We start from the raw sequence: 24,695 nt of genomic DNA, 5'->3' as shown, positions 1-24,695 counted from the left end.
GTTCACGAACCCCGTATGCTAAGGGCCAGATCCGGCCTGTCGGTCGTGATCTGCCGGACGGGTTTGGCCAACCAATAGGCAAGGTCGGCAGTATGATTTGGCACCCATGCGCCGAGCCGATCAAATGGTATGAAGGACGTGATTTCGTCCCAATGCGTCGCAAGCAGAGACTTTTCGACGGCAATGATGTCGGCGAGCTCCTCCATTTTCTTAAGGCCGGATCTGAGCCCAAGTCGCTCGGCGGCTGCGCGGTCAAATGACGACAGCGTCCGGATATGCGGCGCAACCTCACGGACAGTTTGAAGAACGCTGGCGTGAAAGCTCGTCAGGAACGAACGGCCGGCAAGCTTGAGGCCATCGACGAGGTTTGCAGCCCTCCTCTCAAGGCCCGGATAAGCATCCCCTTTCGCATCTGCCTTCAGTTCGATATGCAGCTCAAGGGCGCTGCCCTTGAATATCTCGAGAACCTCTTCAAGCGTCGGTATCGCCTCTCCGTCGCTGTCTTTCAGCCTGACGCTTCGGTGCTCGCCTGGAGCAAGGTCGAAGACCGGTCCGGAGTGATCGGTCGTGCGATCAAGCGTTGCGTCGTGAATGACGAGCAGTTCGCCCGAACGGGTCAAATGCACATCGAATTCGACGCCTTCGACTGGCATTTCAGCCAGTTTGCGGAAGCCAGAAAGGCTGTTTTCGGGCCCGAGGTTGCGGCCACCGCGATGGCCGATGATGTAAACCATATCGAAATTGTCCTTATTGACGAGGCAAAGGCTTACTTGCCGGAATCGACCAGCCCCTTGGTGAACCAGCGTTGCATGAGGAGAATGATGACTGCCGGAGGCAACATGACGAAGAGAGCGGCGCTCATGGCAATGTTCCATGCAGGCACGGAATCCGACACCGGGACCAGCTCCCTAAGACCCAGAATTGCGGTAGCCATCGTCTTGTCGGTGGTAAAGAGCAGCGGCCAGAGATACTGGTTCCAGCCATAGAGAAAGAGGATGATTGCAAGGGCCGCGATATTGGCGGTGGAAAGCGGCAGCAGCACATCCTTGAAGAATTTAAGGGGGCCGGCGCCATCGAGTTTCGCCGCCTCGTACAGCTCCTCAGGCACGGTCAGGAAGAACTGGCGGAAGAGAAATGTCGCCGAGGCGGAGGCAATCAGAGGCGCGCGCGACGGGAGGCCTCAAGGCGCCTTTCCCAAGCCGGATGCTGGAGCGCCTCCTCCCTCAGCTCATCCGAGTTACCCCTATCTAAGATCAGAGCCGAAGCATTGACTACGCTGGTTCTCTTTCTCGTTGACCGCCACGCTCACTCGTCTCTTTGCGAGCACGATTAGCGGCCGTTGAACGGACAAGACAAAAAGTATGCGGCGGGCTTCGCCTGAACTACGCTGATGGGGCAGCGGCGATCTTGGCTGTGCGCTGCGCTCACGCCGAAAAGAAGGAGCGCGGTAACGTTCGACCTCTAGAGCCGCGAGCGCTTGGCGGAAGGTTTGGCTCGCTCCGGTCAGACGGCAAATGAATCGCTTGACTCGCTTCCCCAATAGGAACATTTAAAGAACATAATGAAAGGCAAAGCCATGTCAAGCGCCGAGAAGTTCATCGTCCTGCCCTACAAGAAGAACCGCGGAAATCTCGTGCCGGGGGAGATGCGCCAGGCTTCAAACGGTCCATCGGCTGAGAAGATTGCTGCCTCGATGGCTGCTCGCTTCGTCGGGGTCGCTGCCTATGCCGTGATGGTCGACGACGAGACCGGCGACATGACGTCGCCCCGCTTGCTTGCAAGGCATGGCGAAATCGCCGATCTGAACATTGCTTAGAGGCAACGCATCCAGAATATCTGGCTTGGTCACGCAGGTGCCCTTCGAGCAGCGCCGAGCTCCATGCTTTCGCATCGAGCTGAGCAGCGTGCCGTTCAAAGGCCTGCCTGATAAGGATGGCGAGTTCTTCGTGAATATCGGCCCGCGATCTTCTTGCACCCTGTTCGCAAATGGGATCGGGATCGCCTACCGACTTCAGGAAATTCGCTGCGCCTTGCTTGCAAATGGGGAGAAAACTGAAATGGTCGGAATCGTCGACCTGCGCATAAGCGGCATTCGGGACCTGTTTCGCCAACCGATCAGAAAGCACCGCAACCGGGATTTTGCCGATGCTGCCGAGATTGATGAAGGTCAGCGGGATATCAATGCTTTTCACGCTTTCAGGACTGAAGGCCGTCGCCAGGCCGGGATCGACCAGCACCGCAGAGGCGATGCGCGGATCGCGGTTCGATTGTTCGAAGCGCCCCCGGTCGATGCTGCGTAGATCGAATTTTTCGACCGTAACCTGCTTGTTGTTGACGAAGCCGCGCCCGCCTTCGAACCAGCGGCAATCCATCATGGCCGGATAGTCGTCGCAATAGCGCGCATAAGCATCGAGATCGGCGCGAGCGCCGGCAAGCTCCATTGCTGTGCTGCCGCCGAGGGAAAAACCGAGAAGGCCGATGCGGTCCTTGTTAATCGATGCCTGCCATCGCGCATCGCTGACGAGTGCCGTGATGATGGTCGAAATATCCTCGGTGCGCTCCCAGATTTTCGGAGTGGCAGCCGGCGTGGAATCGCCGCTCGTCGTGCCGGGATGGTTGGGGCCGGCCACGATGAACCCCGCCTCGGCCAACACCCTGGCGATCCAGGCCATGCCCTCCACCCGCGAACCGGAGCCATGCGAAAGCATCACCAACGGAAAACGGCCCGTTCTGATGGAGGCGTTCTTTGAGGCAGGCGTGCCTTCAAAAATCCTGTTCTCGCCGACCAGTGCCGGTTCGCCATCGCCCTTCGATGGATACCAGATCGTCACCGCAAGTGCGCTGCCGCGTTCAATCGAGAAGACGCGGATATCCTGCAGGCCGACTTCACTTGCGAAAACGCATGCGGTTGCAATGAAGACAGAGAAAAAAGCTGTAAACGCTGTGGTCAGTCGCATGAGAACCTCGTTCGGCTTGAGAAAGGATGACTGACCTTCGATGGAAGAGACGGCCTTTTCGACCTCAATCATGTTCAAGGACCTTCTCGAACATGATGCGGTCCTTTCAAAGCGTCCAGCACACGAAGGATTCCCGTCTCGTCAAGCGGCGTGGGCCTGCTGATTGCCGTGGGTTTAGCGTCTTCGGGTTCTAGGCTTTCCGGCTGTAACCGCAACGCAGCCGGCGACGTCAGCACCTAAACGATCAAGAGGCGCGAAATCGCTGGCGGGTGAGACGCCTAATACCTGCGCGGCGGCACGCTGGCTTCCTTAGGGAGAAGGCCACCAAAAACGGGCGGCACTCTCGACGCGAAGAACGCTGGAGGAGCCCTGGGCCCGCACCCTGCCCTCGCCCTGCGCCGACGGCCACGGCCCGGCCCAGGAACTTGCGCTGTCGCCGATATGAAGCCGGTGACTGCCTTCCTCATGGCTGAACCAGTAAAACAGACCATCCTCCTCGAAGCGGCGGATCAGGAATTCGAGATCGGCTCGTTCCACTGTACCGAATAATGCTGCGGCGGAGGTGGAGTGGTCACGCCGGACGTATCGGGCGCCGGAATGCCGTGTTCGGAAAACAGCGTCTCGGCGATTTCCAGTGAGGTCTTGTCCATCCGGATGCGGCAATCGGAGCGGCGTGAAAGAAGCCACATCTGCGGCCGCAGCACCAGCGCGTAGGAACGCAAACCCCGGGTGATCGGCGAGCCCTCGTTCATGTCGGTCACCCGCCCGTTGAAGGGGCGGCGGACACCGTCGCCATCCTCCCCCTGCTCGACTTCGATCGACACATCGACCAGCCGGCCGATCAGTTCCTCCGGCTTGACGGCCTCGCGCTTGGCACGAAGGCTGAGGTGAATCTCGAAGAGTGAAGATACCCCCTCCTCGATCGAAACCCGCTCTGGCAAAAGCTGGTCCTGCCCGAGCGGAGAGTTCACCCGCAGGTTCCTGCTTGCCTGAATGAAATCGGCAGCGCACGGTTGATCGTTCATACCTGACTTCTCGCCTATTGCTTCATTTCACGATCACAGCCGGGGTCATTCGACGGTTTCGAAATCGGCTGCGCGCTCGGGGTTCTTGAGGATCGTCTCGACCATCGCAAAGAATTCGCCGACGGACTGGCCATTTTCGTCGGGGGTAAAATCTCCGCCATAGCGCTTGGCGAATTCTTCTTCTGCCTGGTTGTGATAGCGCCGCAGGAATTCATCCATCCATCTCGGCGATGAGCAATTCGCGGATCTTTGGGCTTGCCGCGCGTGCATAGGCGGCAATGGCGGCCGGCACGGTTTCGGCAATCGGGTCCATATCCTGGTGCGATTTGAGTTTCACGCTCGGCAGGGTTTGCGTGCCAACGGTGGCGATCGCCGTTCGGGCCACCTTTCACCGCATATGGCCGCATTTGGGCCATGGCCTTGTGTGCTATGGACGGCGCGGGCCACGAAGCTTGCGCTCCTCTGGGTTGCAATGATATGAAGCCCTCGGGTTTCGCCGAGCCGGGCAAAGACTCGGGCGCGCTGTTCAGCTTGGAACTCCAAGAGGCGCTAAGGGGGTTCTCCCGCGACGAGCGCCACGATCAGCTGGCGGGCGAATAGGTACGGATGCAAATGGAAACGCGCCATGGGACGGCCGGTACGAATTGTACCTAAGATAACGCGTGGCACTTGTCATTGCGGCGCTGTGCGTTGGGAGTATCGAGGAGATATACCCGATGCCACGATCTGCAATTGCACGGTCTGCCGCCGCTATGGAGTGCTCTGGACCTACGGATACGATAGTCAGGAAATCGCCGTGGAAGACCCAGGGAATGCTATGGCAGCGTATATTTGCGGGTCTCGCAGGATCTCATTCAATTTCTGCAAACTCTGCGGCAACCTTATCAGCTGGCGCAGCTTGAGGCCAAACGACGACGGCCGAACAAGAATCGCTGTCAATCTTCGCCTTGCCGATCCGCAGCAGGTGGCGGAAGTTCCACTGCGCCGCTTTGACGGCCTCCACAGCTTTCACGACCTGCCGCTTGACGGACGCACGGTCGCTGACGTCTGGTTCTGAAGACCTAACCGACGCCCAAACTTTTCACTGGTGCAGCAGCACCGAACGATCTGCGAATGGACGCCTGAACTGCGGGCCACGGGTTGTCTCTCAGGAAGCGTCGCTTTTTTCAGAGTGTAAAACCAAATTCCGAAAGACCCCTTGGAAGGCCCGGGTTCGCGCCAATATGCCTGTCGTCACCGGGATCAATGCCACCGGCTGCCATCTCTTCGGCGAGCCTGAAACTGCCTTCGAGCGCCCGCGTGGAACTAACGGAGGCCGACATGACCTTGCTGTTCCGGCAGCGGCCTAGTCGCGATAGCGTTCGAGATCGGCAAGAGCGCTCAGCAGCCGTTGCTGCACCTCCTGCTCCTGTTGACTAATCGCGGTCAATAGCCGGCCCATGGTTCCGCGCAGCCCGTGAAGCTGGTCTACCAGGTCCATAACGACATCGACGCCAGCCTCGTTAAGTCCCATCTTCCGGCTAAGATCGAGGATCAATTGCGCGCGGGCGACGTCGCTATCGTGGAACTGCAGCCGTTCCTCCACGGCATCAGGCACGAGCCATCCCTCCTCGATCCAAAAATTCAACTCGGTGACGTCGATCCTCAGGAACCGCCGGAATTCAACATCATCCATGCTCAGACCTCCATGCTCCTTCTTGGATCCTGCGCGCTTGTTTCGGCCCAATCCTTGACGAATGCGGTCAACCGGTCATCCGGCTTGTCGGGCAGGACGATCTTGAGAGTGACATAGACATCGCCCTGTTCACCGCCGCGCCTTACAACGCCTTTGCCCTTGAGGCGCAGCACCTTGCCTGTATTCGAATGCGGCGGCAGCGTCAGATTGACGGGACCCGAGGGTGTCGGCACGCGCACCTTGCCGCCGAGCACGGCCTCGCTAAGCGACACCGGCAGTTCCAGGCGAATATCGTCACCATCGCGGGTGAAAAAGCGATGCGGACGAACGCGGATATCGATCAGCGCATCGCCCGCCGGTCCGCCGCCAATTCCCGGCTCGCCCTTGCCGCGCAGTCGCAACATCTGTCCGTCTCGGGTGCCTGCCGGAATCTGCACGTCGAGGGGCGGGCCATCGGGCAATCTGACCTGCTTTTTGGCGCCGTTGACCGCATCGAGGAAGTCGACCTCCATCGAGAACTGCCGATCCATGCCCTTGGCGCGGAATTGCGCGCCACCTCTGCGGCGCGAAAAGAAACTGGCAAAAGGATCGTCGGCGTCGCCGAAATCGGCGAAACCGGAGGTATTATGATAGGGGCCGCCAGGACCGCTCGCCGAGGCGTAGTCGCGATAATAGTTGCGCGGCGCCTGCTCGGCGCCTGTCATATCGATCTCGCCGCGATCGAAGCGAGCACGCTTTTCCTCATCGCTCAGAAGTTCATAGGCAGCGGAGATATCCTTGAACCGCGTCTCGGCTCTCTTGTCACCCGGATTGAGGTCGGGATGGAACTTCTTGGCGAGCTTGCGGAAAGCGCTTTGAATTTCCTTTTGGTCCGCATCCGGCTTCACGCCCAAAAGCTCATATGGGTTCTGGTTCATACATGTCTCCTATCGAGGCACGAATACTGCAAAGTGAATTCACCGCTGATATAGGTTGTCGCCGTCTGCTAAAGGAGAGGTGAGCGGAGCATTCAGCTTAAAGAGTGGTTGTTTCACGGGCTGCAGCACGACTCCATAATAAGGATCGATGCGGACGAGCTGGTCCTTCACCGACCTTACGCCGGCTGTGTTCTCAACTGCGACCGTGGCTGCCAGACGCTCGCGTCTTCAAAGATGGTGCCCGAAAGCGCCGCGACGCCATCGAGGAGAGCGACGTGGATAATCCCTTTCTTGTTAGCTTTTGCCTTCTACGTCCGACCGGCTTTACGCAGATCGGCGTTACTCCGGCAGTCCCGCTTTCCGAAGAGCCTCTATGTAGCGAGTACGATCGTCCAGTCGTCGGAACGGTGGGAGTATATCGGCAAGATTTGAAAGGCGCAGCGCAGGGTCGAAGTCGCATAGGCGAGCGATCATTTCCTGAGCTTCCGCAAACCGCCCCGCCAGGGCATGACCGGCCGCCACGACACGCATCGCACTCGGGTAGTTCGGCTGGTGGCGCAACGACTTTCCCGCCCAAGTAACGGCGTCATCGTAGCGGCCAGCACAAAAATGAGCGAGCCCGGTGTTGAACTGCCAAGCAAACAGGCGCGGATCAAATGGGCTCAGGCGCATGGCAAGCGCGGCGTGTTCGACGGCCTTGTCCGGCTCGCCCAAGCAAGCTTTCACCCAGCTGCTGACGCCCAAAGCAGCGGCCAGATTCGGGTTGAGAGCAAGCGCGCGATCGATGCAAGCCGCACTGTCATCGAGGTCGCCACCAACGTAGCCGAGGACGTATCCGCCGTAGGAGAGCGCAATCGCATCGTCCCTTCCAAGCTCGACCGCTCTCCTGGCCAGTCGGGTAGCTTCGGCGATCTCTTGCGCACGGTCGATCATCCAACCGTTGCTCTTTCGGGTCGCGTAACATCGCGCCGCCCGAGCATGGGCCATAGCAAACTCCGGGTCACGGTCGATCGCCTTCATGAACAGCCCCAAGGCATCGTCGATGGTGGATCTAACGGTGATCGTCCGGTCAAAGACCGCCAGCCCGCGGAGATAGTAGTCGTAAGCGTCGAGGCTCTCCGTCGGCTTGCGTTTGGCGCGCTCGATCTCCGCCTCCTCCACTTTCGGTGTTATCGCGCCCACGATGCTTGAGGCGACCTGATCTTGAAGATCGAATACATCCGCCAGAGTTCCGTCAAAGCGATCTGCCCAGAGATGGGCACCCGTCGAAGTGTCGATGAGCTGCCCGGCAATGCGCAGACGGTCGCCCGTCCGGCGCACGCTTCCCTCGACCACATAGCGTACGTCCAATTCGCGTCCGACCTGCTTTATGTCCACGGCCTGACCCTTGTAGGTAAAGCTCGAATTCCGCGCGATGACGTACAGGTGACGGAAGTGAGCCAGGGCGATGATGATGTCCTCCACTATGCCGTCGGCAAAATATTCCTGCTCCGTATCGCCGCTTAGATTCTGAAATGGCAACACCGCGACCGATGCCCGATCGTGATGTTTCGTTGGGACTGAGAGGGCCTGCGGCTGCGACACGACGTCAAGGCCCGGTGCGGTCCGCTGATATTCGGTTTCCTCCCGCGATTGCAGCGAAGCCGCCAGGAAGGCCGTCTGTGCCTCGGGCTCCGCGCGCAGATGCTTCTTCAAGAGAGCTCGACAGGACTCGAACTGGCGCAAGACCGCGTTGTCGTGCCCCCTCAGAGCGTGGATCCGCATCAACGCTCGATGGGCTGCCTCCATAGTCGGGTCCGAAGCAAGCAGCCTCTCCGCGAGCCCTTCGCAGGCCGTTTCTTCTGCTGAGCCCGGCCCAGAGAGCGCCAGGCTCAGCCGCTCCACCAGCTGTAGCGCCTTGCGTTGATATTTACTCTGATGAGGTCTGAACCATTCATCCAATCCGTCCGGAATGGTGTCGCCAGCGAGCACCTCACCGCGGTAGAGATCCGCAGCAAACGCGAGATCAGTGGTCCGGTCGCCTTCCAGTTTCAGGTCGAAGATCGAAATGTCCGCGTCATCCGGTCCGGTAACCAGCGCGACGGCCTCCTGGTCCCCATCGATGTAGACGGTGGCATCCTTGCCAGCCGGGAACGACCGCCTGATGTCGACCAGCGCCTGCCGCAAACTATTGCGGGCCTGCCCATTGCTTCGTCCCGGCCAAAAGGCTTCAGAAAGCTGTTCTCGACGAAAGCCGCGGCTGCCTCCGAGGACCAAGGCAGCAAAAAGGAGCGACGTCTTGCGCGTGGTGAAGCGGACTTGCCGGTGTTCCGGAGAAGTAACTTCAAGGCCACCTAGCAACCTGATGCGCACCGATCGTCTCCAGATTTTGACCGCTGTGCCGCAGAATAGCATTTCGGCAGATAGATTTAACATCGATTTAGCGCCGGCTTGTCGAACTTTTGCTCTTTCTTCACGGACAACCGAACAGCTCGAAAACACCCGCGTGGCACGCTCCCACCTGCAAACCTAAAAATGGGAGAGTGAAGATGGCTCATACAGACACTCGCGCGGGCGGCAGCGCGTCGAAAACACAGTTGTTTGGATCCACGCTGAAGTGCGCAGCAACTATAATCGCTGCCTTGCAGCAGTGGCGGCGGACCATCGCTAGACGGACGGCGCTGGCAGACTTGACGCCCGATCAGCTGAGAGACATAGGTCATCCGGAGGTCAATCGGCCCGTGCTCGTAATTAAAGCAGGTCTGATCACGAACTTAATGTCGATGCGGTAGTTAGCAAAATTCAACCACGCGGAAGCGCCAGCTGCTGATCAACAATGAGAGGATCCCAAACAACCGGTGCGGCGCTGATGCGCGTTCCTGCTCAAGCGGCTGCTTGTCGCCTGAATTGCCGACCTTGCGCTGCGACAAAAAATGGCTGCTCGGGGCCTCAGAAGCGGAGCGGCTCAATCCACGAAGTTCCGTTTTTGCGATTTCAAGACCTATCCACATCATGCTCGCCATCTTATGAGACGGCGTCGGATGAATCCCATCGGAGAAACCAAGCATGAGCCAAAAAGGCCCCTAAATCCATCGCCACCTGGTATGTCCATCCTGACGCCGAGGACAGGATGGCGGATGGGCACGCCCCAATCTGGCGACATCTTGTCCGTTGCCAGCACCCACACGACAGCTGGCCGCGAACCTGACTTTCTTCTTGGCATGACTGCGGGTATGAAGCAGATCGGCCAGCGCGCCAAGCCCAATCTCGAGCTTTTGTCGGAGGCTAAGCCCGACATCGCTTTAGCCGCTAAAGAGGATACTGCAATCCACTTTGATGCGATGCGCGGGGTGGCAGTAAATTGTTTTTCCGGGAGCGGGAGCTCGGCGAGATCAGCACATAATTCTGGTTCCTCTATGCGGTCCGACCCTATCGCGGGCGTAAGCGCGTGGCCCAAGTGATCATCGCCGACGTGGCCTTCGCGTTGCCTGCACTGAAAGGGTTATGCATTGACGACGTGCAAATTCCTGTCTAGCTGTATCCTGATGAAGATCGCAATGGTTCTCGTCGTGGTGATAGGGCGCATGGGCAGGATGGTATAGCCATCCGGCGAAAGCACCCATGCGCGGTAAGCAGGCTCCTGACGGGGCCTTTTTTTATGCCTGGAGATTAGGCCGCGCCTACTTCCGCAATCCCTACTGACAAGACGGACAAAACCATGACGAGCGAAAATCCCATTCAGACGTCGTGCACCCAAGTGACCGGCAAAATGGACATCACCCGGACGAATGCCCCACCCCGGCTAGTGACCCTCATCTTGCTTTCGGCGCTTGCGGTGCTGCCGGTGAACATGATCTTACCGTCGCTTCCGAACATTGCGGCCACGTTCCAAGCCGATTTCACGCTCGTCAATCTTTCGGTTGCGGGCTATGCAACCGTAACGGCGCTGACAGCGGTCATCGCAGGGGCGATGACGGATCGATATGGGCGCAGGCCGGTCGTACTAATGGCTGTCTCCATCTTCATTGTCGCGTCCGTTGGCTGTGCACTGGCGACCAATATCGGCTTTTTCCTTCTGTTTCGAGCAATGCAGGCGTCCATTGCTGCGTGTTTTTCGGTCGCCCTCGTCCTGATTAAGGAGACATCGGGCGAACGCGAAGCCGCAAGCAAAATCGGTTACGCCGCCGTGGGATGGGCACTTGCGCCGATGCTCGGTCCGATGTTTGGCGGGACGTTGGACGAGTTGTTCGGATGGCGGGCGAGCTTTGTTGTCTTTGCGGTACTTGGTGCAGCTATGCTCGCTTTGGCCCTTTGTGATTTAAGGGAAACGCCCGCGCGCTCACAGAGACCTCATGGGAACTATCTCGCCACCTATGGACAGCTCCTGAGTTCGGCGCGGTTCTGGGCCTACACCCTGTGTATGGCCTGGTCCATAGGGACGCTTTACATCTTCCTGGGCGGAGCACCATTGGCCATCGGTCAGACGCTCGGCGGCTCAAGTGCGAAACTGGGCTTCTACATGGGGTTGGTCCCGGCGGGCTTCATCCTGGGTAGCTATTTGGCTGGCCGCTACGCCTCCAAGCACGCGCTGGGCGCTATCCTCATTGTCGGGCGGCTCATAACGTGCATGGGGTTGTTGGTTGGCCTGATCCTATCGATGTTGGCGACATCCCACGTTGTTGCGTTCTTTGGGCCTTGCATGTTCATCGGCATCGGCAATGGACTGACCATGCCCGCCGCCAACACAGGCGTGCTGTCGGTGCGCGCCGATCTCGCCGGTACCGCGGCCGGGCTGGCCGCTGCAATGACAACCGCTGGCGGAGCACTCATAGCCTCAATCGCCGGCTTGTTCCTTGTGAAGTCAGGTGCAACCCACGTACTGTTCGGTATGATGCTGATATCGGCATCACTCGCATTGCTGGCAGCATTTTTGGCCGCTTTTGTCGATTGGCGTGCCTCCAAGATGGTTTCCTAGGGAGTGGCCGATTTCTATCAAACCTTGCTCAGTCCACTTAAGCCTTGACGTTCTTCTCGGGAAAAACATGCTGGTCTTCTGGCTAGCGCGCACTCTCACTCGAGCCCTGGTCGGCCAACAAGACGCGCATTCCGTCCGGAATCTGGCGATCTGGCCATGCAACGCCGCCCCGGCACCGCATTGCCTTTTTGTTCGCATGCTCGCCGCCGAAAACCGCCAAGCCCCTTCAACTTCGGGCTCACTATCCCGCACAAGCTCTTTCATAGGGCTTCGGTGGGAAAATCGAGATCATGCAGAACTCATTCCTTTTGAATGACGCAGAATGTGTTGCCGTCTGGATCGGCCAAGACGATGTCGTCGGCTTCCTCGCGATCGCGCCAATTGACGCGTTGCGCGCCGATCGACAACAACCGCTCGACTTCGGTTTTTTGATTGGAAACGAAAAGATCGAGATGATGGCGCTGATGGGTTTCAGGATCAGATGAGACGATCGTGATCGCCATCTGTTGGCCCTCGCCCTCTGACGGAAAGAGGATCGCCAATCCGCCGACGACGGCTCCCTCGCGGGCTTATAATCCAAAGCAGCGCACCAGAATTCAATGGCACGCGGGACATCCCTTACACCCCAGACAATCGAACCTATCTTGAGCATTCTTCCTCCTTTTTCCGACACCAGCGCCAAATGACCGCTAAGATCAGTGACGGCCGAATGCGGTGCCCGCGTGCCGGAGCAACTACCGACGATGGGATAGCGAGCATATTCCACCTGCCGGGGCGCATAGCCAATGCGCCCTCGCTCAACATGCGCTGTCCATCCAGCTCCTGAGCCGGCCCAAAACGCATCTCCTCACATCAAAACCTGACCGGGCTTGGCTGTTTTATAAATTTCGCAGCCAAGGCGGCGAAACTCAAGTTTTCAGGATGATCATTCCGTCGGTGGTCAGGCAGGCTTTGTAACCTCGACATCAATGCCCGCCCGTCGAAGTGTTCGTGCCCGGCCTGCAAATGCCTCGATGCCTCCACCTTGATCAAGGTGAACGCCGATCTACCTTCTTCTCTAAGAGGCGAGAGCCCTGCAATCGGTAGATAATATGCGTCCGGAAATCTCCTGCAACCATCGACCGGTCGTCCCTCCATTGAAGGATCGTCCCGCCATCGTTGGTCGTGATTGTGATCCACTCTCTTTGAGATCGCGAAAAGGCAGAGGCAACGAAGGAGCGCCGGCGTGTCCGGCTGGCGGAAAAGCAGTCCCGACAACTTTAGGCAGGGCTTGGTTCAGAAAGGTCGATCACTGACAAACCAGATCGAGGTTCCAAACAGCGTGTGTTCCGACACCGGTTCTTTATGGAGCGTCAGGAGAGGCCAATCTCCGGTCATCGCCACGGCAATCCATGACGGTCGGCTTATGCGGCAGGACTTGCTGCCGCTTTGTGCTTTGAGCGAATCCGAGCGTCTTCGTGAGGAAGACCCCTTCACAGCCTCCCTGATCAGTGGCGTGCCGAACCAGGTGGTCTTTCATCGTTCTCGGTTCGAGATCGATCTCAACCGGAGTCGCGAACAGGCGGTTTATTTCCGTCCTGAGCAGGCTTGGGGGCTAACCGTCTGGAAAAATGGCCTTCCCGCCTCCGAACACTTGGCCTCCCTGGCGGTTCACGATGACTATTATGAGATGCTTGGCTTCTTTCTAAAGGGTATCGAGCGAAACCACGGTGAGTTCGTCCTTCTCGATGTCCACAGCTATAACCATCGCCGCGCCGGTCCCGACATCCGGACCGATCCCGAGCAAGCCCCAGATATCAACATCGGTACCTTCTCGATGGACCGCGATCGCTGGGCGCATGTCGTTGATCCGTTGATGGAGCATTTCCGAGCCTTCAAGATCGGAGACAAGCCGCTGGCTGTGAGCGAGAATATCGCCTTCCAGGGCAAGGGAGAGCAAACCCGGTTTATCCACGAGCAGTTCCCCAAGACGGGATGTGCCATCGCCATCGAGTTCAAGAAGATATTCATGGATGAGTGGACAGGGCAGCCGGACAACGCCGTCCTCGGCAAGCTTCGCGACGCGGTAACGGCAGCGGTTCCACTTCTGGAACGCATTGTGGGGCAGCCTCGATGATGCGCCAGACGTCGGCAGTTCAGGAGAGTTGGCTGGAGGAGGTCACACAGTGTCTGCGTGATGATAAGCCGATCCGCAAGGATCTGCCGGAAGGCGGACGACTTCATATTGATCGACTGCTGCCCTTCCTCTTCATTTACGTTGAGACCCGCAAGACCGAAGAGGTTGCCCGGTCTGTAACACAGTCAAACGCTTCGTATCTTCTCACATCGACCCCAAAGCAGGTCATGCCTGTCATCCAGGCTCTTAGCGCCATCGCGGTCGAACGGTTCGGATCATTCCTGGTCATCAGAAGCGGAGAGCTCGGACGCGACAAGTTCCTTACCGATGACGCGCCCTATCTGCCGCCATTCGAGGTTTCGGTCTGGTCAACCGAGAATGCCGTTGTAGCCAAGGAGACATTCTCGCAGGCGGTCATGGCGAGCGAGGCTCGGTTTCGCACGCCAAGGGTCGAGGAACGAGGCGCTCCGCCATCGGTGATCGACGAGGAAATTTCTGTTTTACCCGATTGCGCCGTCCTATCGGCCGAGTTTGCTCCGATTTACCGCGCCCCCGAGTCGGCAGAGATATACCCAGAGCTTCGAGATCAGCTGATCGCAACCCTGTTCGATGCCGGGCTACGGGCATGTGCCGCATTCATAAGCTCTCGTGGCATCCTGAAACTGACATCGCATCGATCCTTGGGTCGACGCGCCTTTGTTGATGCCGTGAGCCGTGTTGACCGGGGCATCGATGAAATTGCGTCGGCCTTTGACGTGCTCCTTGCGGTTACCCCCATCAACGCTCAGCAGGCGTTTCAACAGTTCAAGTCGAACAGTTTCAAAGGCGAACCCTCCTTCCTGTACCGCCCTTTGACCATCCAGGTCGAAAGCGCAAAGCAGCACCTCTTTTCGGTTTCCTTTGATCATATGGAAGACCCGGTTCTCTACGATCTCTATCGGGAAAAGCAGCGCGAAGTGGATTTGCAGCTTTCCTTGATCGCGTCGCGCCAGGCAGCCGGCTTCATTGAGTTCGGAAGAGCGCTATACGGGCCTGTCGAACCGTCTCTCCTTGCCGAAGCCGAAAGCATTCTCGGCACGCTTTCGAACGGCGGCCCGGCTGATTTTGACGACCGGGTTTCCGAGGCGCCGAATGCGGACGCCAACTATGTTTCGCGACGGGCGCAGGCGATGATCGCTGTGTATCGGCGGGCGTGGCCGGACTTCAAAGTCGATATCGAGCTTCGCGATGATCTTCCATCAGGGTTGATGGTGACCAATCATCGCCTCCTGATATCAAAGACGACCAATATGGATCGACGGCGCGTGGAGCCACTTCTTTCCCATGAGATCGGCGTCCACCTGCTCACTTACTTCAACGGATCGTCGCAAGGCCTGCGGCTCTTTCGCTCTGGCCTTTCTGGCTATGAAGGGATGCAGGAAGGCCTTGCGGTTTTCGCCGAATACCTCTCGGGCGGTATGACCGTGGAACGGCTGAAGTTGATTGCTGCCCGCGTCGTCGCATGCGCCGACATGCTTGCGGGCGTGCCCTTTGAACATACGTTCTATCGTCTGGTCCAGGATTACAAATTCACCCACTTCGGGGCGTTCAATCTTGCGCTGCGAGTTTACCGAGGCGGCGGTCTCGCCAAAGATGCGATCTACCTGAGAGGACTGCTTGAGCTCCTGGATCACCTCAAGCGCGGCGGTGCGCTTGAACCCTTCTGGATGGGAAAGATCGCCTCTTCTCATTTTGGCGTCATGGAGGAGCTTGCAGCACGCGGGTTGCTGAAGCAACCGTCTGTCTATCCACTGTTTCTCGCCACCGGTGAAGGGCGCGAAAGGCTCGACAGGGCCAGACAGGGAATGCGGCCTATCGACATGGTCCAATCAAAGGAAAGCTAGATGCGCATTGTGTTCTTCGTGAACTCCATCGAGGGCGAGGCTCCGTACTATACGACGACCTCTCTGGCGATTGCGGCAATGGCCCGTGGCCATGATATCTGCTACGTCACGCCCGATGGTTTTGTGCTTCGACCGGATGACAGTCTCTCCATGCGGGCGATCATTCCGGGTGTTGGCAAACCCAAGAACGCCGAAGCATTCATCGCGGACCTTAATGCGAAAACCTCGACCGAAACGATTGACGTGGTGGATGTCGATGTTCTCTTCTTGCGCAACGACCCATCCCTGGACGCCGATGAACGGCCTTGGGCAGCGCATGTCGGGGCAATGTTCGGACGCCTTGCGGTCGAGCGCGGCGTGATCGTCGTCAATGATCCCGACGCCTTGGCGAAGGCGCAGAACAAGCTCTATTTTCAAGACTTCCCCGAGGTCATACGGCCGACTACTCTTATTTCCAAGAGCCTGGACGAGATCAGGGCCTTCATCGACAGCCAGAAGCGTGGCGTCGTCCTCAAGCCGCTTCAAGGATCGGGCGGCCGGCACGTGTTCAAGATCAAATCAAGCAAGGAATCCAATCTTAATCAGATATTCGAAGCAGTCAGCGGCGAGGGATACCTGATCGCCCAGGGCTATCTTCCCGATGCCGTCGAAGGCGATATTCGATTGTTTCTCATGAACGGCAGGCCGCTGGAAAAGGATGGTTCTTATGCGGCATTTCGCAGGGTCCCGGCAAAGGGCGAGGTCCGCTCCAACATCAGCGCGGCTGGAACTGCGACCGCAGTCAAGATCACGCCAGAAATCCTTGAGGTGGCCGAAATCGTAAGACCGAAGCTCGTCGCCGATGGCATGTTCTTGGTCGGTCTCGATATCATTGGCTCTAAGATCTTGGAGATCAACGTGTTCACGCCGGGAGGACTCCAAAACATTGACCGGCTCTACGGCGTGGATTTCTCCTCCGTGGTGATCGAAGCGCTGGAAAAGAAGGTGAGCACGCGTGCGAATTACGGCAGTCGGTTATCGAACGCAGTCCTGGCGACATTGTGATCGGCCAATCATGCGAATGTCAAATTTCACGCCAAGACCGGTCGGCCCCAGAGCGTATAAATGACCTGCCTGAGCCAGTCCGGTACAATTGCCGCGGCAACGATTGCCGCCGAGGCCGCCATCTAGGCACCGGACGTGATTTCGGCTACCTTTGAACGGTCATTCCAGTCGTTGGGGCCCATGGATCGATTTGATGCGATGCGGGTACTGCTTGCGGTCGTCGACGCCGGCAGCTTGTCGGCTGGCAGCCGAAAGCTGAATGCTCCCCTGCCCAGCGTCAGCCGCAAGGTCGCCGATCTTGAACGGCACCTCGGCGCAAGTCTCATCATCCGAACAAGTCGCAATCTGCAGCTTACCGACGCCGGGCGCGACTATGTCGAAGCCGCACGTAAGATTATGGCAGACCTCGAAGAGGTTGAACGCCGAGCCTCCGGCGAATATCAAACGCCGCGTGGAATGCTCACGATCACAATGCCAGTGGAGTTCGGAAGTCGGTACGTGTTGCCTATTGCGCTGGACTTCATGAAAGAGCACCCGGAGGTGACGTTGAACCTCCTGTCGCTCGACCGTTCAGTTCATCTTGTGAATGAGCAGGTGGACGTTGCTATTCGGCTTGGCGAACTCGCCGACAGTTCCCTCTATGCGGTCAAGGCCGGCGAATTTCGCCTGCTGACATGTGCCAGCCCAGCCTATCTGGAGCGGCATGGCGTTCCTCAACATCCCACCGATTTGCCGAACCATGAGGGCATCATGTTCAACAACCGATCATTCCTCTGGGGATTCGAAGTCGAGGGCGAGCCAATCGAAGCGGTGCCGCGAAGCCGCATCGAGGTCAACACCGCGGCCAACTGTGTTGCCGCGGCGTTAAGCGGAGTCGGGATCGCCCGCCTCTTCGACTACCAGGTTCCCGACGAATTATCCTCTGGCGCGCTTGTGCCGATCCTGAAAGGCTACGGCAGCGAACCGAGGCCGATCCATATCGTCTATTCGCGCCAAGGGCTTCTTGCCGTGAAGGTGCGCACGTTCATCGACTGGGCTTTGCCACGGTTCCGCGCGACGTGCACCAACTATGGTGGCATTGCGCACTCACCGCAATGACGCGCGGACCTCGTCGATTGTCCGCTCCGGGTCTTGAGTAGTGCCCGACGCCGGGAAGGAGCGAGACCCTTTCGGCAAGCTCGATTCCCGTTTCTTTCTTGATATAATGGTTTTTCTCACCCCAGACCATCCGCGGGACATGTCTTGTTTGAACTCCCGGGAAACCTCGAATTGAGCTTGCCTAACCGGTCCTCTCCGAAAGGCGTTTTCCAGGACATCCGCGCGAGTTTTGTTCAGCTGGGCACGGGCCTGGTCGGCAGACCCCTTCACCTTCAGCTTCTGAAGGCTCTCGTACATATAGCATCTCAGCGTGATATCGTTTTCGATTTCGAAGAAACCGATATCCGCGCCCTGATCCTGTTTGGGATGATCTTGAGCGTATCCCGGCGCGATGGAAGAGCCGCAGCGCCCGTAATGAGTTTTCTCAAAGATACCATTGTCATGTCGGTGATCCGTAAGCGATGTGCTCCTCGCACATTGCTCGGATAATTCCGCTCCTCGGTATCAAATGCCATCGACCGCCGAGCAAAATGGCAACCGTGCGCCAAAAGTGGTCACCCTCGCACCCTGGCACCGGTGAGACCGGCCGGGGCTTCGCGCCGTTCGTGCTTTAGCGATCGACACCCGCGAGGTGGGGAGCTGGTTCGCAATACTCAATCAGCAATTCGGTGAGGACTCGTATCTTCCGTGCGGGATGCTGGCCTGGCGGGCGGATGACATATGCACCCGCCGGAGGTGGGGGATAATTTGTCATGACCGGCACGAGCGCTCCGGAGGCTACATATTCATCGGTGAGGCCGTCGGGGAGATAGGCGATCCCGAGTCCTGCTGTTGCGGCGGCGACTAGAGCTGTGCCGTTGTCGGCCTTGAAGCGCCCCTGCGGACGAACCGTGATGATCTTGTCGCCATCCATGAGTTGCCAGGCTTCGGTGCCCTGCATGAGAGCCTCATGAGCGACGAGTTCCTCCGGCGTCTCGGGCGACCCATGCGCCTTGATGTAGTCCGGGCTCGCGACGAACTTCCCATGGATTGGTCCGACGCGTCTTGCGATCAAGTTGGAGTCCTGAAGATAGCCAACCCGTATCGCACAATCATAGCCCTCTGTGATGAGATCGACGAAGCGATCACTGTAGCACGTGTGGATTTGGAGCTGGGGGTGGCGGCGCGCCATTTCCGCGAGGATGGGAGCGAAGTGGGTCGGGCCGAAAGAAAGCGGCACGGCAACTCGCAAGCGGCCGCGAAGGTCACCGGCGGGTAGGATCGTTTCCCTCGCCACGTCGATCTCGGCGCAGACTCTAGCTGCATAATCTCGGAAGGTGGCCCCTGCTTCCGTGAGAGCGGCGCCCCGGGTGGTCCGTGCAAGAAGCTGGACACCAAGTTCGGCTTCAAGCCGGAAGAGCCGTCGACTGACGATTGACTTGGAGACGCCGAGCCGGAGCGCAGCAGGCGAAACTCCCCCAGCATCAGCCACTTCTACGAAGGTCTGCAGCTCTTCGATGTCCATTTAGCGTTCCCCTTTCCGCGACACAGCTTGCCATAAAAGGACGCTACCGCATCTCGAATAGGAACGGCAATACTGGTTTCAGGCAACGTCGCCACTGGCGCATGTCTCCCGCAAAACCAATGCCGCTCACAACGGCAGCAAAGGATGTAATAATGACCTTTCGTAATGGCCTTGCTTCGCTTCTTCGTCCCGAAGATTCGGTACTCGTTCTTATCGACCATCAGCCCTACCAGCTCGCCAATCTGAACAGTCACGACCCGCAGGCCGTGGTGAACAACACGACCGCACTGGCGAAGTCCGCCAAGGCCTTCGGCGTCCCCACCATCCTGACCAGCGTGATCGCGGCGCGAGGCGGTCTGATCTTCCCGCACATTACTGACGTGTTCCCCGGCCAGGAAGTGATCGACCGGACCTTCATTAACACCTGGGAGGACCGGAAGGTCGTCGATGCGGTCAAGGCGACGGGCCGCAAGCAGCTGATCATTGCCGGCCTGTGGACCGAGATCTGTGTCGCGATGCCGACGATCCAGGCGCTGGGCGAGGGCTGGGATGTGACGGTGGTAACGGATGCGTCGGGCGGCACTTCGGTTGAGGCCCACGAGGTCGCGATCCAGCGCATGATCCGCGCGGGCGCGAACATGATGACTTGGTTGGCGGTGGCCTCGGAGTGGCAACGTGACTGGGCCAGACCGGAGCACGCCGGAGAGTTGACGGAAGTTCTCAAGCAGCACGCCGGCGGCAGCGGCATCGCCTATCTGTGGGAGCAGCAGCTGCTCAACACGCCGGTGCCGAGCAACGCAGGCTGATTTGAGCGGGGTTAACATCTTCCCCTGCTTGCAAGCGGGGGATTTCCGAGGGGGCACGAAGCTCCGCCGATAGTCATCGCTTCAACGGAGAGCAGCTGCCCTTCCTCCACGATCATAGACGCCGTGTTCCGACGCAGGATGTTGTTTGCAGCATTGTGATCGGCATGGGCGCGCAAGCCGCATTGGCAACAACGGAAAGACGCTTGGCTTTCGCGGCTTTGCACTTTGACCTCATCCGGCCACTGCCGATGAACCTCACGCCCGTTCTTCCCGGTCATGAATACCTCCAACGTAGTCTCCATGGAGAAACTCCCTTCGCTCGTCCATGGAAAGCAGATCACAGATCAAGGCGGACAGGACAACGTGGGGGCAGAACACCGGTTGCGGTGATCCTGTCCCCTCGACCGGATCATCGGACCAGTCGATCGACGTGCACCTGAAGTCGCGGTCCGATCAACAGGATGGCGGGAATGACGATCAGATACCCGATGCTCCACGAGCGCAGCCATGTCAGGATAAATCCCTTTGAGAAGCCGAGGTTGAGCGCAAGAAGGACGAAGGAGATAATTCCGGTTGTGATGATGCCCATCGACAGGGCGAAGGCGATCTTCCGTTTCAATTGCGTGTTCATGTTTTCTCCAATGAAGGTTCAAACCCTCGATATGACCGCTTTGCACTGAGCGAACCGGGTGGGCACGATCTGGTTGATGATCGGCGCCGAGAATCGAGCATGGCCACCCGGGGCGGTAGAGCAAGAATGCGAGAGGCTGCCTCTTGAATCCGGCAAGTCCCAAACGGTGGGTAACGGACTACATCTGTCGCGAAAGGACCGAAACGTCATGTCGCGAACTCACCCCAAGGCTCTCGTCACCTACGCGTCCTGCGCGATCGGCTTGCTATATGCCGACCGCCTTGCACGCCGCGGATATGATCTCGTGTTGCTCGCAAATAACCCTGACCGGCCAATTGCCCTTACACGCATTTTGCAAGCTGAGACCGATGTGGCGGTCGAGGTTGTTGCTGTCGACCTTTCGACGGACCAAGGCCTCCAAGACGTGGAGGCTAGGTTCGTGGAGGAGAAGGGCTTTGACCTTGTCGTCAACAATCTCGACTTGCCAGCCGGCAAACCGCTTCTGGAAGACCAGGCGCTCAACCTCGACCGCCTGATCGGAATGAACGTTAAGGCATATGCACGCCTCGCAGCAGTGGCCGCACATAGCATGGCCCGGCGACGTCAGGGTGCCATCATAAACGTAGCATCCGCGATCGCCTTCGCGCCAGAAGTTGCGACGGGTGTCTACGGCGCGAGCAAAGCCTTCCTTGTCGCCCTGACGCGCACGATGCAGGCCGAACTGACGCATCAAAACGTTTATGTTCAGCTCGTTCTGACCGGCGCGGTGCGTACCGATGTCTGGCCGTTCCCCGCCTGCGCGCCTGAAGCAATACCGGGAATGATGACGGCTGCCGATCTCGTCAATGCCGCGATGGTAGGTTTCGACCGTCGCGAGGCCATCACCATCCCTCGCTGGTAAAGACCGGCCGCTGGGCGAGTTATGAGCACGAGCGCAAGGCGCTACTTGACGACCTCATGAACAGTGAGCCGGCACCTCGGTATCTGCGCCAAAGCTGATCAAGTCGGTCAAACGAGAGGCTGGCTCTCATTTTTGCTCGCTACCGGGCCAACTTTACCGAGCTCATACTCTTACCCATCGCAGTCCCCAAGTCGCAACGGACGCTTGGCTGTGTCCACGACAACCCGAAAGGAAATGCCATGCCGGAAAAGTTAGGAATCGCCGTCATTACCGGCGCATCGGGCGGCATCGGCGCCCTTTATGCAGATCGACTTGCCCGACAGGGCTATGACTTGATGCTCGTTGCACGAAACGGCGACCGGCTGCAACGAGTGGCGGCCGCTATCCGCGAACAGACAGGCCGCACCGTCGAGACCGTCACTGCCGACCTCACGACAACGGACGATGTAGCACGGGTCGCAACTCTGATCACTGACGACCCGCGGATCACGATGCTGGTCAACAATGCCGGTGTCGGGGCGACCGCGCCGCTCGTCCAGTCCGATGTGAACGCCATGAGCGCGATGATTGCGCTCAATGTCGATGCGCTGATGCGGCTCACTTATGCCGCCGTCCCTGGGTTTGTCGAGCGGGACGAGGGTACGATCATCAACATTGCTTCGATCGTGGCGGTCGCGCCGGAAAGATTGAACGGCGTCTACGGCGGCACGAAGGCCTTTGTTCTCGCCTTCAGCCAGAGCCTGCGCCAGGAACTGGTCGACAGCAACGTCCACGTACAGGTCGTTCTCCCAGGTGCCACCGCGACTGACTTCTGGGATGTCGCAGGGCTTCCGGTTCAGCACTTGCCGCAAGAAATGGTCATGCCGGCTCAAGCCTTGGTCGACGCTGCCCTACTGGGGCTTTCGCGCAAGGAGTTCGTCACCATCCCGAGCCTTCACGATGCCGGCCAATGGGATGCCTTCGAGGGCGCCCGGCAGGCCATGGCGGGAAATCTGTCTACCAACAATCCAGCAGCCCGCTATCGGGCCGGCTGACATCCGATCAGGAGCAAATGAAATGTCGAAAGTCGTCTACACGGGTAAAACCCACACCACCGGCGGGCGCGACGGCGCCTCGCGCAGCTTAGACGGGCGACTTGATATCAAGCTGTCGCCACCTGGATCGACGGGCGCAGGCACCAATCCCGAGCAGCTCTTTGCGGCGGGTTGGTCCGCATGTTTCCTCGGCGCGGTCGGAAAGGCCGCCGCCGAGCGCCACCTCCGCCTGCCCGCCGATGCCTCAATAAATACCGAGGTCGACCTTGCCTTGGGTGATGATGGCTATTTGCTGCGCGCGCGGCTGAGTGTGAGCCTGCCGGGCATCGCGCCTGAAGTTGCGACCACCCTCGTCGAACGGGCGCACCAGCTTTGCCCTTACTCGAAGGCCACCCGCGGCAACATCGAAGTCGAGCTCAGCGTGGCTTGATCCGCATCTCGGCTAGTTCCTTCAACCAGACATCGCGCCGGCGATCGGAAATCTCCCGGTCTCGACCGGCACGGCTATCACAGGATGATATTTGTCATGATCACGACCATTAGAGCCCTCGGCCTTGCTACAACCGCCTTTCTGATTGTAGCGACCGCGACTGCCCAAGCCCAAACGCCAGGCAGTGTCCAGACTCAGTTCCTACCTGTCAAGGATGAGCCCGAGCCGAAACTTCTTGTCGATCAGCCTCTTTCAGAACCACTCACCACGCGAGGGGTGGCCATTATTCCGTATCGGACGGAGAATTTTCGCATCCTGCCGATTTTCGGTTCCGGCGCAAGCGACGTATCGCCCCGGGTGGGCCACCTGCACGTCAACGTCGACGATCTGCCGTGGCGCTGGGCGGATGCAGGCGGCACAGGTGCTATTGTTCTGACGGGGCTGCCGGCTGGCAAACATAAAGTGTTGATCGAAATTGTCACGCCTGAACATCGTGTGATTGGCGGCCAGGCTGTCTCGTTCAGGGTTCCGGCGATCCATGGCCAGCATCATTAGAAAGGCCATCGCTCCTGAGTTCGGATCAGGTGAACGCGCAACGCTCTGTGGAACAGTGCCTCATCAATGTTGCCGGTCAGATCGCGCCCATGGGTCGGTGTCCACACCTCCAACGTCATCCCGCAAGGCTGGGAGGCTCCTCCGGTTTGCAGGCAAAACAGTCCAGGGCAACTTGCGCATTTGCACCTTGCATGAGCTGTCAGCCTGCATGCTTGAAGAACTCGATGAACGCGCGCAGTGCTGGGCGCATCTGACGCCGGCTTGGGTAATAAAGATAGACACCCGGAAACGGCGCGCACCAATCGGCAAGAACCCGCCGCAGCCGCCCTTCTTCAATGGCGGCGTTCGCCATGTTTTCTAGCAGGAACGCGATACCGGCGCCGTCCAGCGCGGCCTCGATCACCAGCCGGTCGTCGCCAAGAATAAGCGGGCCATCGACATCAAGGACCAGCTCTTCGCCATCTTTTTCGAATTCCCATCTATAGACTTGTCCGCTGGCAAATCGCCGCCGAATGCAAACGTGATCCATCAGCTGACGCGGATGGACCGGCACGGTCTTTTGCTCGAAATAGGAGGGTGAAGCAACGACGCTTGCCCGTATGGGCGCGCTCATTCTGACGGCGATCATGTCCGGCTCCAGGCTCTCTCCGAGGCGCATGCCGCCATCAAGGCCCGCAGCGACGATGTCATTGAACGGCTCCTCGACCCGGACTTCCAGAACGACGCCCGGGTAAGCCCTGCTGAAAGCCGCAAGGCGTGGCGCCAGCAGCCAATGCGCCGCAAAGGGCGGCACGCTGAGGCGAAGATTGCCGGCTACACGATTGTTGATTTCCTTTACCGCATCAAGCGCCAGGTCGATCTCGCCCAGCGCCGGTCCCAGCCGTTTGAGAAGCAGTGCGCCCTCTTCTGTTACCGCGATGCTTCGGGTCGTGCGAGAAAAGAGCCTAACTCCCAGAGCAGCCTCCAGGCTCGAGACGGCGTGGCTTACAGCAGAAGGCGCTATCCCCAGCTCCTTGGCCGCCCCCCGAAATCCCCCGCATGCGGCCACGGTAGCGAAGATTGCAAGTTGAGGTAGGCGACTTCTGTCCATTGTTCCATTCTATAGAACAGCGTGTGAATTTCCAGTCGAATTAACGAACAGCCTTCCTTGTCCTATCTTCCATTC

General features: G+C 58.7%; 25 protein-coding genes and 5 pseudogenes. 15 read left to right on the top strand and 15 right to left on the bottom strand.

The features are described from left to right. Window positions 1–2: 2 nt before the first annotated feature. Complete coding sequence (locus A3C3_RS0118480; RefSeq protein ID WP_022716065.1) at window positions 3–734, bottom strand: glycerophosphodiester phosphodiesterase family protein; 732 nt, start codon at window positions 732–734, stop codon at window positions 3–5. 32 nt (window positions 735–766) lie between these two features. Further along, a pseudogene (locus A3C3_RS38695) lies at window positions 767–1,162 on the bottom strand (ABC transporter permease subunit); the annotation flags it as partial. Between the two features lie 414 nt (window positions 1,163–1,576). Between A3C3_RS38695 and A3C3_RS43790 the strand changes: the two are divergent. Next, window positions 1,577–1,816, top strand: coding sequence for a hypothetical protein (locus tag A3C3_RS43790; protein WP_084796987.1), 240 nt, complete (start codon window positions 1,577–1,579; stop codon window positions 1,814–1,816). Between the two features lie 91 nt (window positions 1,817–1,907). Here A3C3_RS43790 and A3C3_RS38690 read toward each other — a convergent pair. The 4 genes and pseudogenes from A3C3_RS38690 to A3C3_RS45330 form a co-directional block, all read right to left on the bottom strand. Continuing rightward, window positions 1,908–2,957: pseudogene (locus A3C3_RS38690) on the bottom strand (alpha/beta hydrolase family protein); the annotation flags it as partial. Between the two features lie 330 nt (window positions 2,958–3,287). After that, a pseudogene (locus A3C3_RS0118460) lies at window positions 3,288–3,982 on the bottom strand (contractile injection system protein, VgrG/Pvc8 family); the annotation flags it as partial. Window positions 3,983–4,027: 45 nt separating this feature from the next. Continuing rightward, window positions 4,028–4,201, bottom strand: a complete 174-nt coding sequence (locus A3C3_RS45335) for a hypothetical protein (RefSeq protein ID WP_022716060.1) — start codon at window positions 4,199–4,201, stop codon at window positions 4,028–4,030. Beyond that, the gene (locus tag A3C3_RS45330) at window positions 4,194–4,367 is read right to left on the bottom strand and encodes a hypothetical protein (protein WP_022716059.1); all 174 of its coding nucleotides are present in this window, start codon (window positions 4,365–4,367) and stop codon (window positions 4,194–4,196) included. The genes A3C3_RS45335 and A3C3_RS45330 overlap by 8 nt, the downstream gene beginning before the upstream one ends. A gap of 240 nt (window positions 4,368–4,607) precedes the next feature. Here A3C3_RS45330 and A3C3_RS48970 point away from each other — a divergent pair, with 240 nt between their 5' ends. Further along, window positions 4,608–5,039, top strand: a complete 432-nt coding sequence (locus A3C3_RS48970) for a GFA family protein (RefSeq protein ID WP_022716057.1) — start codon at window positions 4,608–4,610, stop codon at window positions 5,037–5,039. Between the two features lie 109 nt (window positions 5,040–5,148). On the opposite strand, the gene A3C3_RS48610 is transcribed toward A3C3_RS48970, so the two are convergent. The 4 genes from A3C3_RS48610 to A3C3_RS0118420 all read right to left on the bottom strand — a co-directional run bounded on the left by A3C3_RS48610 (window position 5,149) and on the right by A3C3_RS0118420 (window position 8,926). Next, entirely contained in the window at window positions 5,149–5,304 is a 156-nt protein-coding gene (locus tag A3C3_RS48610; RefSeq protein WP_022716056.1) for a hypothetical protein, read from the bottom strand. A gap of 23 nt (window positions 5,305–5,327) precedes the next feature. Next, window positions 5,328–5,657, bottom strand: a complete 330-nt coding sequence (locus tag A3C3_RS0118430; RefSeq protein WP_022716055.1) for a chaperone modulator CbpM — start codon at window positions 5,655–5,657, stop codon at window positions 5,328–5,330. Between the two features lie 2 nt (window positions 5,658–5,659). Further along, on the bottom strand, window positions 5,660–6,574 hold the full coding sequence (locus A3C3_RS0118425) for a DnaJ C-terminal domain-containing protein (RefSeq protein WP_022716054.1): 915 nt from the start codon (window positions 6,572–6,574) through the stop codon (window positions 5,660–5,662). A 339-nt stretch (window positions 6,575–6,913) separates the two neighbouring features. After that, a complete protein-coding gene (locus A3C3_RS0118420; RefSeq protein ID WP_022716053.1) occupies window positions 6,914–8,926 on the bottom strand; it encodes a BTAD domain-containing putative transcriptional regulator in 2,013 nt (670 codons plus the stop codon). Between the two features lie 176 nt (window positions 8,927–9,102). Here A3C3_RS0118420 and A3C3_RS0118415 point away from each other — a divergent pair, with 176 nt between their 5' ends. Beyond that, window positions 9,103–9,345 carry a DUF1127 domain-containing protein gene (locus tag A3C3_RS0118415; protein WP_022716052.1) on the top strand — a complete coding sequence of 81 codons (243 nt, stop codon included), beginning with the start codon at window positions 9,103–9,105 and terminating at the stop codon, window positions 9,343–9,345. On the opposite strand, the gene A3C3_RS0118410 is transcribed toward A3C3_RS0118415, so the two are convergent. Beyond that, window positions 9,346–9,621, bottom strand: a complete 276-nt coding sequence (locus tag A3C3_RS0118410) for a hypothetical protein (protein ID WP_022716051.1) — start codon at window positions 9,619–9,621, stop codon at window positions 9,346–9,348. Window positions 9,622–9,644: 23 nt separating this feature from the next. Between A3C3_RS0118410 and A3C3_RS47120 the strand changes: the two are divergent. The 3 genes and pseudogenes from A3C3_RS47120 to A3C3_RS0118400 form a co-directional block, all read left to right on the top strand. Then, window positions 9,645–9,722: pseudogene (locus A3C3_RS47120) on the top strand (class I SAM-dependent methyltransferase); the annotation flags it as partial. Then, window positions 9,715–9,876, top strand: a pseudogene (locus A3C3_RS47115) (ABC transporter substrate-binding protein); the annotation flags it as partial. The pseudogenes A3C3_RS47120 and A3C3_RS47115, both read left to right, overlap by 8 nt. A 395-nt stretch (window positions 9,877–10,271) precedes the next feature. Next, on the top strand, window positions 10,272–11,528 hold the full coding sequence (locus A3C3_RS0118400; RefSeq protein ID WP_022716049.1) for an MFS transporter: 1,257 nt from the start codon (window positions 10,272–10,274) through the stop codon (window positions 11,526–11,528). A 299-nt stretch (window positions 11,529–11,827) separates the two neighbouring features. Here A3C3_RS0118400 and A3C3_RS47110 read toward each other — a convergent pair whose 3' ends face one another. After that, a complete protein-coding gene (locus A3C3_RS47110; RefSeq protein WP_233450558.1) occupies window positions 11,828–12,031 on the bottom strand; it encodes a VOC family protein in 204 nt (67 codons plus the stop codon). A 722-nt stretch (window positions 12,032–12,753) separates the two neighbouring features. Here A3C3_RS47110 and A3C3_RS0118385 point away from each other — a divergent pair. The 4 genes from A3C3_RS0118385 to A3C3_RS0118365 all read left to right on the top strand — a co-directional run bounded on the left by A3C3_RS0118385 (window position 12,754) and on the right by A3C3_RS0118365 (window position 17,669). After that, complete coding sequence (locus A3C3_RS0118385; protein ID WP_425337561.1) at window positions 12,754–13,644, top strand: N-formylglutamate amidohydrolase; 891 nt, start codon at window positions 12,754–12,756, stop codon at window positions 13,642–13,644. Then, entirely contained in the window at window positions 13,641–15,527 is a 1,887-nt protein-coding gene (locus A3C3_RS0118380; protein ID WP_022716046.1) for a flavohemoglobin expression-modulating QEGLA motif protein, read from the top strand. The genes A3C3_RS0118385 and A3C3_RS0118380 overlap by 4 nt, the downstream gene beginning before the upstream one ends. Then, complete coding sequence (locus tag A3C3_RS0118375) at window positions 15,528–16,571, top strand: glutathione synthetase (protein WP_022716045.1); 1,044 nt, start codon at window positions 15,528–15,530, stop codon at window positions 16,569–16,571. A gap of 180 nt (window positions 16,572–16,751) precedes the next feature. Then, window positions 16,752–17,669, top strand: a complete 918-nt coding sequence (locus tag A3C3_RS0118365; RefSeq protein WP_022716043.1) for a LysR family transcriptional regulator — start codon at window positions 16,752–16,754, stop codon at window positions 17,667–17,669. A 610-nt stretch (window positions 17,670–18,279) separates the two neighbouring features. Here A3C3_RS0118365 and A3C3_RS0118355 read toward each other — a convergent pair. Further along, window positions 18,280–19,173, bottom strand: coding sequence for a LysR family transcriptional regulator (locus A3C3_RS0118355; RefSeq protein ID WP_022716041.1), 894 nt, complete (start codon window positions 19,171–19,173; stop codon window positions 18,280–18,282). Between the two features lie 152 nt (window positions 19,174–19,325). On the opposite strand from A3C3_RS0118355, the gene A3C3_RS0118350 reads away from it, so the two are divergent. Next, complete coding sequence (locus A3C3_RS0118350; RefSeq protein WP_028739765.1) at window positions 19,326–19,979, top strand: hydrolase; 654 nt, start codon at window positions 19,326–19,328, stop codon at window positions 19,977–19,979. Window positions 19,980–20,388: 409 nt separating this feature from the next. Here the strand turns inward: A3C3_RS0118350 and A3C3_RS0118345 are convergent, their stop codons facing one another. Further along, complete coding sequence (locus A3C3_RS0118345) at window positions 20,389–20,610, bottom strand: DUF2798 domain-containing protein (protein WP_022716039.1); 222 nt, start codon at window positions 20,608–20,610, stop codon at window positions 20,389–20,391. Between the two features lie 208 nt (window positions 20,611–20,818). Here A3C3_RS0118345 and A3C3_RS41635 point away from each other — a divergent pair, with 208 nt between their 5' ends. The 4 genes from A3C3_RS41635 (at window position 20,819) to A3C3_RS0118325 (ending at window position 23,530) form a co-directional block, all read left to right on the top strand. Then, window positions 20,819–21,511, top strand: coding sequence for an SDR family NAD(P)-dependent oxidoreductase (locus tag A3C3_RS41635; protein WP_051154487.1), 693 nt, complete (start codon window positions 20,819–20,821; stop codon window positions 21,509–21,511). A gap of 239 nt (window positions 21,512–21,750) precedes the next feature. Next, window positions 21,751–22,545 carry an SDR family NAD(P)-dependent oxidoreductase gene (locus A3C3_RS0118335; RefSeq protein ID WP_022716038.1) on the top strand — a complete coding sequence of 265 codons (795 nt, stop codon included), beginning with the start codon at window positions 21,751–21,753 and terminating at the stop codon, window positions 22,543–22,545. Window positions 22,546–22,567: 22 nt separating this feature from the next. After that, window positions 22,568–22,975 carry an organic hydroperoxide resistance protein gene (locus tag A3C3_RS0118330; protein ID WP_022716037.1) on the top strand — a complete coding sequence of 136 codons (408 nt, stop codon included), beginning with the start codon at window positions 22,568–22,570 and terminating at the stop codon, window positions 22,973–22,975. 96 nt (window positions 22,976–23,071) lie between these two features. Then, window positions 23,072–23,530 carry a DUF6130 family protein gene (locus A3C3_RS0118325; protein WP_028739764.1) on the top strand — a complete coding sequence of 153 codons (459 nt, stop codon included), beginning with the start codon at window positions 23,072–23,074 and terminating at the stop codon, window positions 23,528–23,530. A gap of 199 nt (window positions 23,531–23,729) precedes the next feature. Here the strand turns inward: A3C3_RS0118325 and A3C3_RS0118315 are convergent, their stop codons facing one another. Next, entirely contained in the window at window positions 23,730–24,620 is an 891-nt protein-coding gene (locus tag A3C3_RS0118315; protein ID WP_022716034.1) for a LysR family transcriptional regulator, read from the bottom strand. Window positions 24,621–24,695 lie beyond the last annotated feature (75 nt).

Origin of the sequence: Rhizobium mongolense USDA 1844, assembly GCF_000419765.1 — a bacterium.
Classification (GTDB): domain Bacteria; phylum Pseudomonadota; class Alphaproteobacteria; order Rhizobiales; family Rhizobiaceae; genus Rhizobium; species Rhizobium mongolense.
This window is presented reverse-complemented; position numbering and strand designations above follow the sequence as displayed.

Coding starts and splice junctions, on each gene's coding strand:
- A3C3_RS0118480 (WP_022716065.1), bottom strand. CDS start 734: ATGGTTTACATCATCGGCCATCGCGGTGGCCGCAACCTCGGGCCCGAA.
- A3C3_RS43790 (WP_084796987.1), top strand. CDS start 1,577: ATGTCAAGCGCCGAGAAGTTCATCGTCCTGCCCTACAAGAAGAACCGC.
- A3C3_RS45335 (WP_022716060.1), bottom strand. CDS start 4,201: ATGGATGAATTCCTGCGGCGCTATCACAACCAGGCAGAAGAAGAATTC.
- A3C3_RS48970 (WP_022716057.1), top strand. CDS start 4,608: ATGGGACGGCCGGTACGAATTGTACCTAAGATAACGCGTGGCACTTGT.
- A3C3_RS48610 (WP_022716056.1), bottom strand. CDS start 5,304: ATGTCGGCCTCCGTTAGTTCCACGCGGGCGCTCGAAGGCAGTTTCAGG.
- A3C3_RS0118430 (WP_022716055.1), bottom strand. CDS start 5,657: ATGGATGATGTTGAATTCCGGCGGTTCCTGAGGATCGACGTCACCGAG.
- A3C3_RS0118425 (WP_022716054.1), bottom strand. CDS start 6,574: ATGAACCAGAACCCATATGAGCTTTTGGGCGTGAAGCCGGATGCGGAC.
- A3C3_RS0118415 (WP_022716052.1), top strand. CDS start 9,103: ATGGCTCATACAGACACTCGCGCGGGCGGCAGCGCGTCGAAAACACAG.
- A3C3_RS0118410 (WP_022716051.1), bottom strand. CDS start 9,621: ATGCTTGGTTTCTCCGATGGGATTCATCCGACGCCGTCTCATAAGATG.
- A3C3_RS0118400 (WP_022716049.1), top strand. CDS start 10,272: ATGACGAGCGAAAATCCCATTCAGACGTCGTGCACCCAAGTGACCGGC.
- A3C3_RS47110 (WP_233450558.1), bottom strand. CDS start 12,031: ATGGCGATCACGATCGTCTCATCTGATCCTGAAACCCATCAGCGCCAT.
- A3C3_RS0118380 (WP_022716046.1), top strand. CDS start 13,641: ATGATGCGCCAGACGTCGGCAGTTCAGGAGAGTTGGCTGGAGGAGGTC.
- A3C3_RS0118375 (WP_022716045.1), top strand. CDS start 15,528: ATGCGCATTGTGTTCTTCGTGAACTCCATCGAGGGCGAGGCTCCGTAC.
- A3C3_RS0118365 (WP_022716043.1), top strand. CDS start 16,752: ATGGATCGATTTGATGCGATGCGGGTACTGCTTGCGGTCGTCGACGCC.
- A3C3_RS0118355 (WP_022716041.1), bottom strand. CDS start 19,173: ATGGACATCGAAGAGCTGCAGACCTTCGTAGAAGTGGCTGATGCTGGG.
- A3C3_RS0118350 (WP_028739765.1), top strand. CDS start 19,326: ATGACCTTTCGTAATGGCCTTGCTTCGCTTCTTCGTCCCGAAGATTCG.
- A3C3_RS0118345 (WP_022716039.1), bottom strand. CDS start 20,610: ATGAACACGCAATTGAAACGGAAGATCGCCTTCGCCCTGTCGATGGGC.
- A3C3_RS41635 (WP_051154487.1), top strand. CDS start 20,819: ATGTCGCGAACTCACCCCAAGGCTCTCGTCACCTACGCGTCCTGCGCG.
- A3C3_RS0118335 (WP_022716038.1), top strand. CDS start 21,751: ATGCCGGAAAAGTTAGGAATCGCCGTCATTACCGGCGCATCGGGCGGC.
- A3C3_RS0118330 (WP_022716037.1), top strand. CDS start 22,568: ATGTCGAAAGTCGTCTACACGGGTAAAACCCACACCACCGGCGGGCGC.
- A3C3_RS0118325 (WP_028739764.1), top strand. CDS start 23,072: ATGATCACGACCATTAGAGCCCTCGGCCTTGCTACAACCGCCTTTCTG.
- A3C3_RS0118315 (WP_022716034.1), bottom strand. CDS start 24,620: ATGGACAGAAGTCGCCTACCTCAACTTGCAATCTTCGCTACCGTGGCC.